Source organism: Amycolatopsis acidicola, assembly GCF_007713735.2.
Classification (GTDB): Bacteria; Actinomycetota; Actinomycetes; order Mycobacteriales; family Pseudonocardiaceae; genus Amycolatopsis_E; species Amycolatopsis_E acidicola.
Map to the genome: position 1 here is coordinate 1 of NZ_VMNW02000065.1, position 16,106 is coordinate 16,106.

The window sequence follows — 16,106 nt, forward strand, 5'->3', positions numbered from 1 at the left end:
TTCATCAGGAGGAGATCCCACAGCCAGGGACCGCCTCAGGTTCCCCTACCCGCACCGCCACGCAAACCACTCCCAAAACAGTTTCTACAGGTACTGGCCGGTGTTGGTGGCCGTGTCGATCACCCGGCCGGAGTCCTGGTTCTTGCCGGTGACGAGCGTGCGGATGTAGACGATCCGCTCGCCCTTCTTGCCGGAGATCCGGGCCCAGTCGTCCGGGTTGGTGGTGTTGGGCAGGTCCTCGTTCTCCGCGAACTCGTCGACGATCGCGTCCAGCAGGTGCTGCACACGCAGGCCGGGCTGCTTGGTCTCCAGCACCGACTTGATCGCCGACTTCTTGGCCCGGTCCACGATGTTCTGGATCATCGCGCCCGAGTTGAAGTCACGGAAGTAGAGGATCTCCTTGTCCCCGTTGGCGTAGGTGACCTCCAGGAACCGGTTTTCGTCGGACTCCTCGTACATCCGCTCGACGGTGTGCTGGATCATCGCGTCGATCGTCGCCTTGGTGTCCCCGCCGAACTCGGCGAGGTCGTCGGCGTGGATCGGCAGCCCGTCGGTGAGGTACTTGGAGAAGATGTCCTTCGCGCCCTCCGCGTCCGGCCGCTCGATCTTGATCTTCACGTCGAGCCTGCCGGGCCGCAGGATCGCCGGGTCGATCATGTCCTCGCGGTTGGATGCGCCGATCACGATGACGTTCTCCAGGCCCTCGACGCCGTCGATCTCGGCCAGCAGCTGCGGCACGATCGTGGTCTCCACGTCGGAGGACACGCCAGAGCCGCGGGTGCGGAAGATCGACTCCATCTCGTCGAAGAAGACGATCACGGGGGTGCCGCCGGAGGCCTTTTCCCGCGCCCGCTGGAAGATCAGCCGGATCGACCGCTCGGTCTCGCCGACGAACTTGTTCAGCAGCTCCGGGCCCTTGATGTTGAGGAAGTACGACTTCGCGTCGGCCGCGCCGCCGTCACCCCTGGCCTCGGCGACCTTCTTGGCCAGCGAGTTGGCCACCGCCTTGGCGATCAGGGTCTTGCCGCAACCGGGAGGACCGTAGAGCAGGACGCCCTTGGGCGGCCGGAGCTCGTACTCGCGGTAGAGGTCGGCGTGCAGGAACGGCAGCTCCACGGCGTCGCGGATCTGCTCGATCTGCCGGAACAGGCCGCCGATGTCCTCGTAGCGGACGTCCGGCACCTCCTCCAGGACCAGGTCCTCGACCTCGGCCTTCGGCACGCGCTCGTAGGCGTAGCCCGCCTTCGAGTCGACCAAAATCGAGTCGCCCGGTTTGAGCGACTGCGCGGCCAGCGGGTCCGACAGCCAGACCACGCGCTCCTCGTCGGCATGGCCGACCACGAGCGCCCGTGAGCTGCCGCCCTCGGTCTCGGGCGCGAGCACCTCGCGGAGCGCGCACACCTCACCAGTACGCTCGAAGTCGCCGCCCTCCACGACGGTCAGCGCCTCGTTGAGCCGCAGCGCCTGCCCCCGCTGCAGCGTCTCGATCTCCACCGCCGGGGAAACGGAAACGCGCATCTTGCGCCCGGCCGTGAACACGTCGACGGTGTTGTCCTCGTACGCCGCGACGAACACGCCGTAGCCGCTGGGCGGCTGCGCGAGCCGGTCGACCTCTTCGCGGAGGGCGAGCAGCTGCCCGCGGGCCTCGCGCAGGGTTTCGACCAGTTTGCTGTTCCGCTCGGTGAGCTGGGCGACCCGTTCCGAGGCTTCGGCGAGTCGTTGTTCCAGCACCCGGTTCTGGCGGGGGGAATCGGTCAGCTTCCTCCGCAGCAGTGCGACTTCCTCCTCGAGGAAACGCAGCTGCCGCGCCTGTTCGTCCGGCGTCGTTCCAGCTCCAGTCGTCTCTGAAGGGTCGGCTTCTTCATGCCGACCTCCGGGAAGGTCGTGTTGCATGTCGGCACCTCCTCGGAGTGCTTTTCATCCACGGTACCGGCGATCACCGACATGAAAAGCCCTATCCGCATCACAGGATCGGCGCGTCGCGCGGAATGCACGAACGGCCGGGATGCACAAGAGCCCGTCAAGGTGCCCGGCGAGAGGGCGGGGATACTACTCTCGGTAGCAGTCAGGCGACGTTCCGCAGGCGGCGGAACGGTGATCGATTCACCCATGTCACGGCCACCCAACCAAGGCTTTACAGAACCTTCATGAAAGGATTTCCCTGGCGGAAAGCCGTTCAAACCAAGGGAATCCGGCCTCGCGGCGTGTCGCGCGGCGCGGATCGTGAACCCGGCGCGGCCGCCGGGCGCGGACGGCACCACTACTCCGGTCGGTGTACCGCCGGTCCCTCCGGTAACGGCGACGCTACGATCCTCGCGTAACGAGAACTCGGCCTGGGTTTGAATTCAGCCTCGCAGTGAACCGGATCGCCCTCCGGCGCGTCGAAGGCTCCGCGTTCACTCCGACACGACGAAGGGGCACCCGCTCATGACTCAGCCGCCGGCCGGTCCGTTCAATCAGCCAGGTCCGTACGGCCAGCCCGCCCAGCCCGGCCCGTACGGCCCGCCCTCGGGTGGTTTCCCCGCGGGCGGGCCGCAGCCGCAGCCTGGTTTCCCCGGCGCGCCCCAGCCGCAGTTCGGGCAGCAGCCCCAGTTCGGCCAGGCGCCGCAGTTCGGGCAGCCGCAGCAGGCGCCGCAGGACCCGTGGGGCCAGGCCCCCGGCGCGTTCCAGTCCTTCCCCGGCGGCGCGCCAGCCGGGCCGCCCAAGAAAAAGAAGACCGGGCTGATCATCGGGATCGTGGCCGCGGTCGTGGTCGTCGTGGGCGGCGGCGTCACCGCGCTGCTGCTGCTCACCGGCGGCGACGACACCAGCTCGCCCAAGGGCACCGCGCAGGCTGCGGTCGACACGCTCAACAACCGCGACGCCAAGGGATACGCGGCGCTGGTGTGCACCGCGCCGAAGCAGTCCGACGTGGACGAACTCGCGAAAACGTGGCAAGCGGCGACGGAGCTGCACGCCGCGGTGTCCGGTGATGCGAAGATCACCGGGACGACAGCGGAGGTGCCGGTCACCGTCACGTTCAACGGGCAGACGAAGACCAATGACATCCCGTTGAAGCAGCAAGGCGACAAATGGTGCATCGACGAGGACTGACGAGCACCCGGATCAGCAGCCCAGCACGAGGGGGTAACCACCGATGACTTATCCGCCGCAGCCGCCAGGCCAGCCGGACCCGTGGGGCCAGGGTGGCCAGGGTCAGGGCGGTCCGGGGCAACCCGGGCCGTACGGTCCCGGCCAGCCCGGGCAGCCGGGCCCCTACGGCCAGCAGCCCGGAGGCGGGTACCCGCCGAGCGGGCCGCAGCCGCAGCCCGGCTACGGCGGGCCCACCCAGCAGTTCGGCGCGCCCGGCGGCGGCTACCCGGGTTTCCCCGGCGGCCCCGGCGGTGAGCCGCCGAAGAAGCGCACCGGGCTGATCATCGGCGTGATCGTCGCGGTGGTCATCCTCGTCGGCGGTGGCGTGACCGCGCTGATCCTGCTGACCGGCAAGGACGACAACAACCAGGCTTCGCCGCCGCCCGCCCCGGCCAGCAGCAGCAGCAAGGCGCCGAGCAGCAGCAAGAAGTCCAGCAGCCCGACGAGCTCCAAGAGCGCCAGCTCGGGCACGCCCGCCGTCGGCGGCAAGGACACCCCGGAGGCCACCGCGCAGGCGGTGGCGGACGCGTACGGCAAGGCCGACCAGCAGGCACTGCAGGACACGGTGTGCCTGAGCACCGGCCAGACCGCGCCGCAGATCCCGGCCGGCATCACCGTGACGATCACCGGTTCGGCGCAGCAGGTCGACGAAGAGACCGCGCTCGTCCCGGCCACGGCGAAGGGCCCCGGCGGCACCAAGGACTTCGAGATCGGCCTCAAGAACGAGGGCGGCGTCTGGTGCTACGCGGGTGACAAGACCAGCTGACCCTGGCGCGTACAGGAAGCCCCGGCCCGCGAGAGCCGGGGCTTTCTGCTTTCAGGAAGCGCTTACCGGAAAGCGCTAACCGCGGGTGGGCCGCCGCTGCGGGCGCGGCGGCGTGACGCCGTCGGCGAGGCGGCGGGTGGTGAGCAGGAACGCGGTGTGCGCGATCATCCGGTGCTCCGGGCGTACCGCGAGCCCGACGACGTGCCACGGCCGCACCAGGCTCTCCCACGCCTCGGGCTCGGTCCAGCACTTCTGCTCGCGCAGCGCCTCGGTGACCTTCGACAGCTGCGTCACGGTCGCCACGTAGATCACCAGCACGCCGCCGGGCACGAGGTTCTCGTAGACCGTCTCCAGCATGTCCCACGGTGCCAGCATGTCCAGCACCACGCGGTCCACCTCGCCGGTGTGCGTGGCGAGGTCGGCCACGTGCAGGTCCCAGTTCGGCGGGCGCTCCCCGAAGAACTTCTCGACGTTCTTCACCGCGTGCTCGGCGTGGTCGTCGCGCACCTCGTAGGACGTGACGGTGCCCTCCGGGCCGACCGCCCGCAGCAGCGAGCACGTCAGCGCCCCGGATCCGGCGCCGGCCTCCAGCACGCGCGCGCCGGGGAAGATGTCGCCCCACATCACGATCTGCGCCGCGTCCTTGGGGTAGATCACCTGCGCGCCGCGCGGCATGGACAGCACGTAGTCCGGCAGCAGCGGCCGCAGGGCCAGGTACGAGGTGCCGCCCCCGGACGAGATCACCGAGCCCTCGGGCTTCCCGATCAGTTCGTCGTGCTTCAGCGCGCCGCGGTGGGTGTGGTACTCCTCCCCTTCGGCGAGCACCAGCGTGTAGTGCCGCCCCTTCGGGTCGGTCAACTGCACCCGGTCGCCGGGAACGAACGGCCCGCTAGCCGACACTGAACCTCCATCATCGTGACTCCAAGCAGCGTCCGATCCTGTCAGATCACGCCTGGAGCGGTTCAGTGGGGACGGCGGCCGAGCGCGGCGCGCAGGTCTTCCCTGCGGAGCACGCCCGCGGGCCTGCCCTCGTCGTCGACCACCAGGAACTGCCAGGCCGGGGTCTCGCGGACCCGTTCGGCGACGTCCTCTCCGGACTCCGAAGACAGCAGCACCGTCTCCGCACGGATCGGCTCCGCCGCCAGTTCCGCGGGCGCCTGCGGCGAGGACGCGGCCAGGCGCTGCGCCTCCGTCTCGTCGAGCAAACCCGCGGCGACGCCGTCGGCCCGCACCAGCACGACGCCACGCCCGGCCGAGGCCGCCAGCGCATCGGACACCGGACTCTCCGCCGGGAGCTGCAGCACCGGGCGGACGATGTCGGCGATCTCCAGGCCGTCGGGCCAGCTGCGGTTGGTTTCCGCCGCCAGCTCGCCGCCCGCGCCCATCGCGACGAACCACGCCGTGACGACGCAGACCCCGAGCCGCAGCCAGCGGTCCTCACTGCCGGAGACCATCCCGAAGATCGCCCACAGCAGCAGCCCGGCGGCGACGAGCCCGCCGCCGAACACGGCGGCCTTGGTGCCGCGCGCCCTCGTGCCGGTGAGCGCCCACACCCCGGCGCGCAGCATCCGCCCGCCGTCGAGCGGGAGCCCCGGCAGCAGGTTGAACACGCCGACCGCGAGGTTGGCCACCGCGCATTCGGCGACCAGCAGCCACACCGCCCCGCCGCCCGGCACAGCGAGAAGCAGCAGTGCGCACAACGCGGCCAGCAGCACCGACACGATCGGCCCTGCCGCCGCGACGAGACCTTCCTGGCGCGGCTCGCGGGGCGTTCTGGCCACTTCGGACAGTCCACCCAGGAGGAACAGCCGCAGCCGCCGCACCGGGATGCCCAGCCGCAGCGCGACCACGCAGTGACCGAGCTCGTGCGCCAGCACGGAAAGCCCGAGCAGGATCGCGAACGTGGCCGACAGCGTCCACGCCGTGCCCGCTCCCGCGTCCGGCAGCAGCCTGCCCACCAGCGGCTCGTACAGCACGACGACCACCAGCGAGCCGATCCACCACGACGGCGCCAGCAGCACCGGCACGTCCTGGACGCGGAACAGCAGCAGCCCGCCGTCGGCGGCGGTGAAGAACCGCCTCGGCTGGCGCTGGCTGGTCGCGGACATGGACAAAGAGTAGAACGCCGGATGTGGGGCTTCCGTGACGGACGCGCTCACGCGTGGTGATCGTCTCCCGCGTGCCCCGGCCGGAACTGTCGGTGTGCTGCCCTAGTGTGCTGGGCATGGCACAGACCGCCACCGAACCGCAGACCGGTGACTCCCCCGCGGAGCCCGCCGGCGAGCGGCCCGTGCGCCGGCCGGCGCTGTCCCCGTCCCGAGCGAGCGATTTCAAGCAATGTCCCCTGCTCTACCGCTTCCGCGCGGTGGACAGGCTGCCCGAGCCCCCGACCAAGGCCCAGCTGCGCGGCACGCTGGTCCATTCGGTACTGGAGCGGCTGTTCGCGCTCCCCCAGCCCGAGCGGCAGCCGGAGCGCGCCAAGGAGCTGGTGGAGCCCGCGTGGTCGGAGCTGTCCGCGGAACGTCCGGAGTGGACGGAGCTGTTCGCGGGCGAGGACCAGGCGAAGGTCGCCGACTGGCTCGGCAGCGCGGAAAAGCTGCTGGACAGCTACTTCTCCTTGGAAGACCCGCGCCGGCTCGAGCCGGAGGCCTGCGAGCTGCACGTGGAGACCGAGCTGGACTCCGGGGTCCGGCTGCGCGGCTACGTCGACCGGCTCGACGTGGCCCCGACCGGGGAGATCCGGGTGGTCGACTACAAGACCGGCGCCGCGCCGCGCGAAATCGGCGAGGCGAAGGCGATGTTCCAGATGAAGTTCTACGCGGTCGTGCTGTGGCGGCTGCGGGGCGTGGTGCCCCGCCAGCTGAAACTCATGTACCTCACCGACGGGCAGTCCCTGGCCTACACGCCGGACGAGCCGGAGCTGCGCCGTTTCGAGCGCACGCTGGAGGCGATCTGGCAGGCCATCCTCAAGGCAGGCAAGACGGGGGACTTCCGGCCCAACCCGAGCAAGCTGTGCGGGTGGTGCTCGCACCAGGCCCGCTGCCCGTCGTTCGGCGGCACGCCGCCCGAGTACCCCGGCTGGCCGGAACCGGACCCAGGAGAGGAGAGCCCGCTCGACAGGGCGGACTGACATGGCTGAAAACGCTTTCTACCTGCCCCGCGGCGAGGGCCGCTACCTGCCGACGGCGCACACCGCCGGCCCGTGGACCCCGGACGCGCAGCATTTCGGGCCGCCTTCCTCGCTGCTCGTACGCGCGCTCGAAGGGCTGCCACGCGCCTGGGACGGCGATATCGCGCGGGTCACCGTCGAGATCCTCGGCCCGGCCCCGCTCTCGGAGTTGTCCGTACGGGCGCGGGTCGAGCGTGCCGGGCGTTCGGTCGAGCAGCTCGTGGCCGAGCTCGCCGCCGGGGAGCGCACCGTGGCGCGCGCGTCGGCGTGGCGCGTGATCGCGACGGACACCACGGAGGTGGCCAATCTCGATCCGGAGGAATGGCCGCCGCCGGAGCACTGCCCGCCCTCGGAGTGGCCCGCCGACTGGCACGGCGGCTACCTCGACGCGATGGAATGGCGCACCGTCGCGGGCGATGTCCTCACGCCGGGCCCGGCCGCGGTATGGGCGAAGCAGCGGGTCCAGCTGGTCGACGGCGAGGAGCCGAGCCCGCTGCAGCGGCTGTTCGCGGTGGCCGACTCGGGCAACGGGATCTCGAACATGCTCGACGCGCGGAGCTGGTGGTTCATCAACAGCGAGCTGACGGTGCACCTGCAGCGCGCGCCCGCCGGCGAGTGGGTCGGGCTCGACGCCGTCACCACGATCGGGCCCCGCGGCGTGGGCACCGCGGAGAGCACGCTTCGTGATCTCGGCGGCCCGGTGGCCTCGGGGGCGCAGGCCCTGATGGTGCGAACCCGCTGACACGCGCCCCGGCCTCCCCCGGCTCGGTCCCGAGATCCATTACTGTGCAGTTCGTTACCGATCCGACCACAGCCACGGCGGAAACGGAGTGCTATCAGTGAGTCGGCTGCGGACCGTATCCGCCTGCTTTCGGCCGGATCAGTAACCTGGCCCGCAACGACGATCCTGGGAGCTCTCGAGTGCAGATCACCTCGGTGGTCAACCAGAAAGGCGGCGTGGGCAAGACCGCGCTGTCCGTGGGCGCCGCCGCGGCCCTCGCCGAACGCGGGCGCCGGGTGCTGCTCATCGACCTGGACCCGCAGGGCCACGCGACGACCGAAATGCTCGGTCTGCCCGAGGCCACGGCGCAGGCGCCGAGCCTGGCCAAGGCGCTGACCAAGGTGTGGAAGGGCCCGGTCGAGGACCTGGTCGTCCCGCATCCGCGCAGCAACATCGGGCCGGGCGGGGCGTTCGACGTCATCCCCACCTCGCCCGGGATGTTCGACCTCATCCGCAGGCTGGACGCGTTCCGGGTGCCGGGCTGGCAGCTGGCCAGGGTGATCCAGTTCGCCAACTACGACCACGTGCTGATCGACTGCCCGCCCGCGCTGGACGTGCTGACGAACAACGCGCTCGCGGCGACGCACGGGATCCTCGTGCCGGTCCAGCCGGATCGCACCAGCATCCGCGCGCTGCGCCTGCTCAACGACCAGATCGTGTACGTGCAGCAGGCCGTGAACCGGGAGCCGATCCCCTATTTCGGCGTGGTGCCCGGGCTGTACCGGCGGCCGATGTCCACCTACGCGGCCGCGGCGCTGACCGAACTGGAGGGCTTCGGCTATCCGCTGCTCTCGCACGTGCCGCTCGGCGTGGTGATGAACGAGGCCGCCGCGCACGGCGTCCCGGTCACCACCTTCGCCCCGGAAACCACGCAGGCGGTGGCGTTCCGGCAGATCGCGGAGGTGCTCGACCACCACTTCGTGACGCGCCCCAACCCGTCCCCGGTTCCCATCGCGGACGAGTTCGTGTTCGAGGACTTCATCAAGGAAGTCTCGAAAACCCGCAGCACCAACGACAACGGCGCCCGCAAGAAGCTCTACGACCTGCTGCCCAAGAAGCCGCAGGGCTGACGCGCCCGGTCACAGTTCCAGCGACGGGGTGCCCAGCACGGTGGCGAGCGCCAGGCGCTCGGCGTCCTCGGTGCCGGGTTCGGCGGTGTAGACGGTGATGCGCAGGTCGTCGAGCGCGGCGAACAGCGTGTCGCAGTCCAGGGTGATCATGCCGGCGGCCGGGTGGGCGATGGTCTTGCGCCGGGAGGGGTCGGTCAGCGGCAGCGGGCTTTCCGCCTCCCAGAGCCCGGCGAGCCGCGGGCCGCGCGAGGCGAGTTCGGCGATCAACCGCCGCAGGGCACGGTCGGCCGGGTAGCGCGAAGCTGTCAGGCGCAGGTCCGCCACGAGCCGGGCCTCGTGCTCGGCCTGCTCCTGCTCGGTGTGCACGACGCGCGACGGCAGGCGGGCGACGTTGCGCCACACGGCGTTGCGGTCGAGCCCGCGCCAGGTGGTCGTCTCCCCCATGAGCGCGTCTTAGGGCGCGTTGGCCAATGTCTGGCGCAAGCTGCTGAACGTGCCGGAAGCCCGGTGGGCCGACCCCATCGAACTCGCCCGCCCGGCCACCGGCCGCGGCGCGCCCAAGGCTTTCCAGGCGATCACCCGCGCCTTGGGCCGGATCCCCGGAGTCTCGACGCCGCGATGTTCGGGACCGCTGGCGGGCGGCGTTGACCGGGTAAGCGGGTGAGGGCCCGCCGCGGGGGACGCGGCGGGCCCGGCGCCGTCAAAGTCGGCAGGAGCGGATGTCGGAGGCCAGGATCGCCTTGGCGCCGGCGTCGGCCAGCTCGTCCATGATCCGGTTGACCTCCTTGCGCGGCACCATCGCGCGCACCGCCACCCAGTCCTCGTCGGCCAGCGGGGCCACCGTCGGCGACTCCAGGCCGGGCGTGATCGCGATCGCGCGCTCCAGCAGCTCACGCGGGCAGTCGTAGTCGAGCATCATGTACTGCTGCGCGAACACGACACCGCGCAGGCGAGCGGTGAGCTGGGACTGCCGCTTCGAGGCCTCGATGCCGCCGCGCTGCACGAGCACCGCTTCGGACACGCAGATCGGGTCCCCGAACGGCACCAGGTTGTGCTGGCGCAGTGAGCGCCCCGTCTCCACCACGTCGGCGATCGCGTCGGCGACGCCGAGCTGCACGGAGATCTCCACCGCGCCGTCCAGCCGGATCACCCGCGCCTCCACCCCGTGCTTGCGCAGGTCCTCGCGCACGAGATTCGGGAAGGACGTGGCCACCCGGCGGCCGGCGAGATCGGCGGGCTTCCAGTCGGCGCCTGCGGGCCCGGCGTAGCGGAACGTGGACGCGCCGAACCCGAGCGCGAGTGTCTCCTCCACGTCGGCGCCGGAGTCGATCGCCAGGTCCCGGCCGGTGATGCCGAGGTCGAGCTCGCCGTTGCCGACGTAGATCGGGATGTCCTTGGGGCGCAGGAAGAAGAACTCGACCTCGTTGGCGTGGTCGAGCACGGTCAGGTCGCGGTCATGTCGGCGGCGGTAGCCCGCTTCGCCGAGCATCTCCGACGCCGGCTCCGCCAGCGCGCCCTTGTTCGGCACCGCAACCCGCAGCATGCCCTTCAACTCCCTAGAGATAACGATAGACGTCCGAGGTGGTGAGCCCGCGGCCGAGCATCAGCACCTGGACCCGGTACAACAGCTGTGAGATCTCCTCGGCCAGCCGCTCGTCCGATTCGTGCTCGGCGGCGATCCACACCTCGCCCGCCTCCTCGAGCACCTTCTTTCCCTGCGCGTGCACGCCGTCGTCCAGCGCGGTGACGGTGCCCGACCCGGCGGGACGGGTCCGCGCGCGCTCGGTCAGCTCGGCGAACAGCTCATCGAAGGTCTTCACGGTCTGTAGATCCTTCCATCCGCGCGGGCAAAGGTTGACACCGGGGCCGAACTCCACTTGCCTTGAATTGCCACGCACGAAACCGACGAGAATGGAAAGAAGTGAGATGGCCAGCCACGATTTCCCCGCCGGAAAACTCCCCGAAACCTCGCTGGAGATCAGGCTTCCCCAGCGTTCCGACCAGGTCGACCAGGACGCCGAACATTGCTCCGTTCTGGTGAACGGGGTGTGGCAGGACATCCGTTTTCACGACTACGCGCGCATTTACCGCATTCCGGGGCTGTACGAGCAACTGTTCCATGACGTCCTCGACTGCCAGTCACCCGACGTGATCGGGAAGGTGCTCAAGGAGGAGCTGCAGACCGGTGGTTACGAGCCGGAAAGCCTGCGGGTGCTCGATCTCGGCGCGGGCAACGGGCTCGTCGGCGAGCAACTGCGGCGGGTCGGCCCGGCGCACCTCGTCGGCGTGGACATCATCCCCGAGGCGCGCGAAGCCGCGCTGCGGGACCGCCCCGACGTCTACGACGCCTACCACGTGGCGGACTTGACGAACCTCCCGGCGGATCTGCTCGGTGAGCTGACCCGTGCCCGCTTCAACACGCTGTGCTGCGTCGCCGCGCTGGGCTACGCCGACATCCCGCCCGCCGCCTTCAGCGCCGCGTTCAACCTGATCTCCGACCGCGGCTGGATCGCCTTCAACATCAAGGATCGTTTCCTTTCGGACGAGGACACCTCCGGCTTCGCCACCTTCATCCGGCGGCTGCGGGACGAAGGAGTGCTCGAATTGCTGAGCTCCTCCCGTTATCGGCATCGCCGGAATGTCAACGGCGAACCGCTTTACTACGTGGCGCTGGTCGGCCGGAAACACCGCGACATCCCGGCGGAATTCCTCGATTAATCCACCCGCGAATTCGCTCACGCGCGCCCGGACGCGAAGAGCGCGCGCAGCGCGGGTGCGTCGAGGCCGGTCAGTGACGTGCGGAACACCCGCCGCTCACCGGCCTCGACGGGCACGTCGTTCGGCACCACCAGCACTACGCATCCGGCGGCGACGGCGGATGCGGTGCCCGGCTGGGAGTCCTCCACCGCCACGCAGCGGGCCGGGTCCGCGCCGAGCAGCCGCGCCGCGCGCAGGTACGGCTCGGGGTGGGGCTTGTTGTGCCCGTCCACCTCGTCCCCGCACACCGTGATGTCGAAGAACTCCCGCCCGATGGTGTTCAGCGCGAGCTCGGTCAGGGCGCGCTCGGTGGACGTGACCAGGGCGGAGGGAAGGCCGGCCGCGCGGACGGCGGCCAGCGCTTCGCGGGCGCCGGGACGCCACGGGAGCGCGTCGTCGAACAGGTCCGCTGTCCGGTCGCGGATCCACGCACCGGTCTCCGCGACGCGTCCGGGCGTCACGGCATAGCCGGTGACTTCGAGCAGGTAACGGGCAGTGGCATCCATGTTGGAACCGACGAGGGTGAGGCGCTGCTCCTCGCTGAGCGTGCCGCCGAGCCAGTCCGCCGCCTCGTAGAGCGCGACGTCCCAGAGCTTCTCCGAGTCGACCAGGGTGCCGTCCATGTCCCACAGCACGGCTGCCGGGGTGTCCTCAATGGACGGTCCAGTCAAGTTCTCCTCCTGAGTTTTATAAGCGGCGGAGCCGCTTGCGGTGGGCCGTGCGCTGGCACCGCCGCGGGTTCTGAGGTGGTTCCTGGCGAGGACAGCGCCGAAGTGGTGAATTGGCATTCATGATGAGGCGATCCCACAGCCAGGGGCCGCCTCAGGTTCCGCTACCCGCACCGCCTCGCAAACCACTTATCAAAGACTCCTACGTGTTGAAGTACTTCGCCTCGGGGTGGTGGCAGACGATGGCGTCGGTGGACTGTTCGGGGTGGAGCTGGAACTCCTCCGAGAGCTTCACGCCGATCCGCTCCGGTTCGAGCAGGTCGATGATCTTCGTGCGGTCCTCGAGGTTCGGGCAGGCGCCGTAGCCGAGCGAGAACCGCGCGCCCCGGTAGCCGAGCTTGAAGTACTCCTCGATCGCCGCCGGGTCCTCGTCCGCCACCGCCGCGCCGGAGCTGAAGTGCAGCTCCATCCGGATGCGGCGGTGCCAGTACTCGGCCAGCGCTTCGGTGAGCTGCACGCCGAGCCCGTGCACTTCGAGATAGTCGCGGTAGGCGTCGGCGGCGAACAGCTCGTTGGCGTAGTCGGCGATCGGCTGCCCCATCGTGACCAGGGTCAGCGGCAGCACGTCGACCTCGCCGGACTCGCGCGGGCGGTAGAAGTCGGCCAGGCACAGGTGCCTGTCGCGCTTCTGGCGCGGGAAGGTGAACCGGCAGCGCTCGGGCGCGTCCGGCTTCGGCTCGGTGAGCACCACGAGGTCGTCCCCCTCGGCGACGGCGGGGAAGTAGCCGTACACGAGCGCGGCGTGGGCCAGGATTCCGTCCGTGGCCAGCTTTTCCAGCCAGTACCGCAGCCGCGGCCTGCCTTCGGTCTCGACGAGTTCGTCGTACGACGGCCCTTGTCCGCCCTTCGCCCCGCGCAGTCCCCACTGGCCGAGGAAGGTGGCGCGCTCGTCGAGATAGCCGGAGTAGTCGGCCACCGCGATGCCCTTGACCACCCGGGTTCCCCAGAACGGCGGCGTGGGCAGCGGCACATCGGTGGCCACGTCCGAGCGCGCCGGCAGCTCGACCGGCTCAGCGGCGGCCTTGCGGGCTTCGGCGATACGCAGGGACCGTTCGCGCCGGGCCTTGCGCTCGGCCTTCTTCGCCTCGGCTTCGGGATCCACGGCCGGGGCTTCGCCGCGCCGGACGGCCATGATCGTGTCCATCAGGCGCAGGCCCTCGAAGGCGTCGCGGGCGTAGTGGACGTCGCCGTGGTAAATCTCCGTCAGGTCGTTTTCCACATACGAACGCGTGAGCGCCGCGCCGCCGAGCAGCACCGGCCACCGCTCCGCGACCCCGCGGGAGTTCATCTCCTCGAGGTTGTCCTTCATGATCACCGTGGACTTGACCAGCAGCCCGGACATCCCGATGGCGTCCGCCCGTTGCTCCCGCGCGGCCTCGAGGATCGTGGTGATCGGCTGCTTGATGCCGAGGTTCACCACCTCGTACCCGTTGTTGGACAGGATGATGTCCACCAGGTTCTTGCCGATGTCGTGCACGTCGCCCTTGACCGTGGCGAGCACGATCCGGCCCTTGCCGCCGGAGTCGTCCTTCTCCATGTGCGGTTCGAGGTGCGCCACCGCCGCCTTCATCACCTCGGCGGACTGCAGCACGAACGGCAGCTGCATCTGCCCGGAGCCGAACAGCTCGCCGACGGTCTTCATCCCGGACAGCAGGGTGTCGTTGATGATCTCCAGCGGCGGCTTCTCCCCCATCGCCTCGTCGAGGTCGGCCTCCAGGCCGGTACGCTCGCCGTCGACGATCCGCCGCTCCAGCCGTTCGAACAGCGGCAGCGCGGCCAGCTCCTGGGCCCGCGACTCCCGCGAGGACGCCGCCGAGACGCCCTCGAACAGTTCCATCAGCTTCTGCAGCGGGTCGTAGCCCTCGCGGCGCCGGTCGTAGACCAGATCGAGGGCGACTTCCCTTTGCTCGTCCGGAATCCGCGCCATCGGCAGGATCTTCGAGGCGTGCACGATCGCGGTGGACAGCCCGGCCTCGACGCATTCGTGCAGGAACACGGAGTTCAGCACCTGGCGGGCGGCGGCGTTGAGCCCGAACGACACGTTCGACACGCCCAGGGTGGTCTGGACCTCCGGGTAGCGGCGCCGGAGCTCGCGGATCGCCTCGATGGTCTCGATCGCGTCCCGGCGGACCTCCTCCTGGCCGGTGGAAATCGGGAAGGTCAGGCAGTCCACGATGATGTCGGAGACGCGCATCCCCCAGTTCGTGGTCAGGTCCTCGATCAGCCGGGTGGCGACGCGGACCTTCCACTCCGCGGTGCGGGCCTGGCCTTCTTCGTCGATGCACAGCGCGACGACGGCGGCGCCGTGCTCGCGGACGAGGCGCATCACCTTCTGGAACCGCGAATCCGGGCCCGCGCCGTCCTCGTAGTTGACCGAGTTGATCGCGCACCGGCCGCCGAGCCGTTCCAGCCCGGCCTGGATCACCGCGGGCTCGGTGGAGTCGAGCATGATCGGCAGGGTCGACGCGGTCGCCAGCCTGCTCGCCAGCTCCGTCATGTCGGCGGCGCCGTCGCGGCCCACGTAGTCCACGCACAGGTCGAGCAGGTGGGCGCCGTCGCGGGTCTGCTCGCGGGCGATCTCCACGCAGTCCTCGTACCGGCCTTCGAGCATCGCCTCGCGGAACTTCTTGGAGCCGTTGGCGTTGGTCCGCTCGCCGATCATCAGCACGGACGCGTCCTGCTCGAACGGAACCGCTTGGTACAGCGAGGAAACCCCGGGCTCGGGCCGCGGGCGGCGTTCGGCGCGCTCTGCTCCGCGGACGGCTTCGGCCACCTGCCGGATGTGCTCGCCGGTGGTGCCGCAGCAGCCGCCGACGAGGCCGACGCCGAACTCCCGCACGAACCCCGACAGCGCCTCGGCCAGCGCCTCCGGGCTCAGCGGGTACACCGCTCCGTCCGGGCCCAGCTCCGGCAGGCCCGCGTTGGGCATCACCGACAGCGGGACGCGCGCGGACTTCGACAGCGTGCGCAGGTGCTCGCTCATCTCGGCGGGCCCGGTCGCGCAGTTCAGCCCGATGACGTCGATGCCCAGCGGCTCCAGCGCGGCCAGCGCCGCGGCGACCTCGGTGCCCAGCAGCATCGTGCCGGTGGTCTCCACGGTGATCGACGCGATCACCGGGACCAGGCGGCCCTCGGCCGCCATCGCGCGGTGCGCGGCGACGATCGAAGCCTTGGTCTGCAGGATGTCCTGGGTGGTCTCGACGAGCACCGCGTCGACGCCGCCGGCCAGCAGCCCGCGCACTTGCTCGTAGTAGGCGTCGCGCAGTTTCGCGTACGGAGCGTGGCCGAGCGTCGGCAGCTTCGTGCCGGGGCCGACCGAGCCCAGCACGAAGCGCTCGCCGAACTCGTCGGCCGTTTCGCGGGCCAGCCGCGCGCCGGCTTCGGCCAGTTCGAAGATCCGGTCCGCGATGTCGTATTCGGCCAGGTTGGCGAAGTTCGCCCCGAACGTGTTCGTCTCGACCGCGTCGGCCCCGGCCTCCAGGTAGCCGCGGTGGATGCCGCGCACGACGTCCGGGCGAGTGACATTGAGAATCTCGTTGCAGCCGTCGAGCCCGGCGAAGTCGTCCAAGGTCAGGTCGTGGGCCTGCAGCGCCGTGCCCATCGCGCCGTCGGCCACGACGACGCGGGCGGCCAGGGCGTCCAGCAGTGGCGACGAGAGGCGTTCCGGCATGTCGTCCAGGCTACGGTCTCGGGGGAGGCCGGT

15 protein-coding genes are annotated in these 16,106 nt (G+C 70.3%); 7 read left to right on the plus strand and 8 right to left on the minus strand.

Annotated elements, in window-relative coordinates; all coding sequences use genetic code 11:
* Positions 1–84: 84 nt before the first annotated feature.
* Entirely contained in the window at positions 85–1,893 is a 1,809-nt protein-coding gene (gene arc / locus FPZ12_RS31770; protein ID WP_144762637.1) for a proteasome ATPase, read from the minus strand.
* A 534-nt stretch (positions 1,894–2,427) separates the two neighbouring features.
* On the opposite strand from arc, the gene FPZ12_RS31775 reads away from it, so the two are divergent.
* Together FPZ12_RS31775 and FPZ12_RS31780 are read left to right on the plus strand one after the other, a co-directional pair.
* The gene (locus tag FPZ12_RS31775; RefSeq protein WP_150980573.1) at positions 2,428–3,093 is read left to right on the plus strand and encodes an Rv0361 family membrane protein; all 666 of its coding nucleotides are present in this window, start codon (positions 2,428–2,430) and stop codon (positions 3,091–3,093) included.
* 43 nt (positions 3,094–3,136) lie between these two features.
* A complete protein-coding gene (locus FPZ12_RS31780) occupies positions 3,137–3,898 on the plus strand; it encodes a hypothetical protein (protein ID WP_144749811.1) in 762 nt (253 codons plus the stop codon).
* Between the two features lie 75 nt (positions 3,899–3,973).
* Here the strand turns inward: FPZ12_RS31780 and FPZ12_RS31785 are convergent, their stop codons facing one another.
* Together FPZ12_RS31785 and FPZ12_RS31790 are read right to left on the minus strand one after the other, a co-directional pair.
* The gene (locus tag FPZ12_RS31785) at positions 3,974–4,798 is read right to left on the minus strand and encodes a tRNA (adenine-N1)-methyltransferase (RefSeq protein ID WP_144749813.1); all 825 of its coding nucleotides are present in this window, start codon (positions 4,796–4,798) and stop codon (positions 3,974–3,976) included.
* A gap of 62 nt (positions 4,799–4,860) precedes the next feature.
* Positions 4,861–6,006, minus strand: coding sequence for a site-2 protease family protein (locus tag FPZ12_RS31790; RefSeq protein WP_144749815.1), 1,146 nt, complete (start codon positions 6,004–6,006; stop codon positions 4,861–4,863).
* A 116-nt stretch (positions 6,007–6,122) separates the two neighbouring features.
* Between FPZ12_RS31790 and FPZ12_RS31795 the strand changes: the two genes are divergently transcribed.
* The 3 genes from FPZ12_RS31795 (at position 6,123) to FPZ12_RS31805 (ending at position 8,918) form a co-directional block, all read left to right on the plus strand.
* Positions 6,123–7,028 carry a RecB family exonuclease gene (locus FPZ12_RS31795; protein WP_144749816.1) on the plus strand — a complete coding sequence of 302 codons (906 nt, stop codon included), beginning with the start codon at positions 6,123–6,125 and terminating at the stop codon, positions 7,026–7,028.
* Between the two features lies 1 nt (position 7,029).
* A complete protein-coding gene (locus FPZ12_RS31800; RefSeq protein ID WP_144749818.1) occupies positions 7,030–7,809 on the plus strand; it encodes a thioesterase family protein in 780 nt (259 codons plus the stop codon).
* Positions 7,810–7,988: 179 nt separating this feature from the next.
* Positions 7,989–8,918: a ParA family protein gene (locus FPZ12_RS31805; protein ID WP_144749820.1), complete on the plus strand. Its 930-nt coding sequence runs from the start codon at positions 7,989–7,991 to the stop codon at positions 8,916–8,918.
* A 9-nt stretch (positions 8,919–8,927) separates the two neighbouring features.
* Here the strand turns inward: FPZ12_RS31805 and FPZ12_RS31810 are convergent, their stop codons facing one another.
* The gene (locus FPZ12_RS31810) at positions 8,928–9,362 is read right to left on the minus strand and encodes an MmyB family transcriptional regulator (RefSeq protein WP_208026092.1); all 435 of its coding nucleotides are present in this window, start codon (positions 9,360–9,362) and stop codon (positions 8,928–8,930) included.
* Between the two features lie 19 nt (positions 9,363–9,381).
* On the opposite strand from FPZ12_RS31810, the gene FPZ12_RS31815 reads away from it, so the two are divergent.
* Positions 9,382–9,582 (plus strand): hypothetical protein, encoded by a 201-nt coding sequence (locus FPZ12_RS31815; RefSeq protein ID WP_243770129.1) that lies wholly within the window; start codon positions 9,382–9,384, stop codon positions 9,580–9,582.
* A gap of 36 nt (positions 9,583–9,618) precedes the next feature.
* Here FPZ12_RS31815 and hisG read toward each other — a convergent pair whose 3' ends face one another.
* Together hisG and FPZ12_RS31825 are read right to left on the minus strand one after the other, a co-directional pair.
* Positions 9,619–10,461: an ATP phosphoribosyltransferase gene (gene hisG, locus FPZ12_RS31820; RefSeq protein WP_144749822.1), complete on the minus strand. Its 843-nt coding sequence runs from the start codon at positions 10,459–10,461 to the stop codon at positions 9,619–9,621.
* Between the two features lie 13 nt (positions 10,462–10,474).
* Complete coding sequence (locus FPZ12_RS31825) at positions 10,475–10,738, minus strand: phosphoribosyl-ATP diphosphatase (RefSeq protein ID WP_144749825.1); 264 nt, start codon at positions 10,736–10,738, stop codon at positions 10,475–10,477.
* 106 nt (positions 10,739–10,844) lie between these two features.
* Between FPZ12_RS31825 and FPZ12_RS31830 the strand changes: the two genes are divergently transcribed.
* Positions 10,845–11,636 (plus strand): class I SAM-dependent DNA methyltransferase, encoded by a 792-nt coding sequence (locus tag FPZ12_RS31830; protein WP_144749827.1) that lies wholly within the window; start codon positions 10,845–10,847, stop codon positions 11,634–11,636.
* Positions 11,637–11,653: 17 nt separating this feature from the next.
* Here the strand turns inward: FPZ12_RS31830 and FPZ12_RS31835 are convergent, their stop codons facing one another.
* Positions 11,654–12,346 carry an HAD family hydrolase gene (locus FPZ12_RS31835; RefSeq protein WP_279537842.1) on the minus strand — a complete coding sequence of 231 codons (693 nt, stop codon included), beginning with the start codon at positions 12,344–12,346 and terminating at the stop codon, positions 11,654–11,656.
* A gap of 199 nt (positions 12,347–12,545) precedes the next feature.
* Entirely contained in the window at positions 12,546–16,073 is a 3,528-nt protein-coding gene (gene metH / locus FPZ12_RS31840) for a methionine synthase (RefSeq protein WP_144749829.1), read from the minus strand.
* Positions 16,074–16,106: the final 33 nt, after the last annotated feature.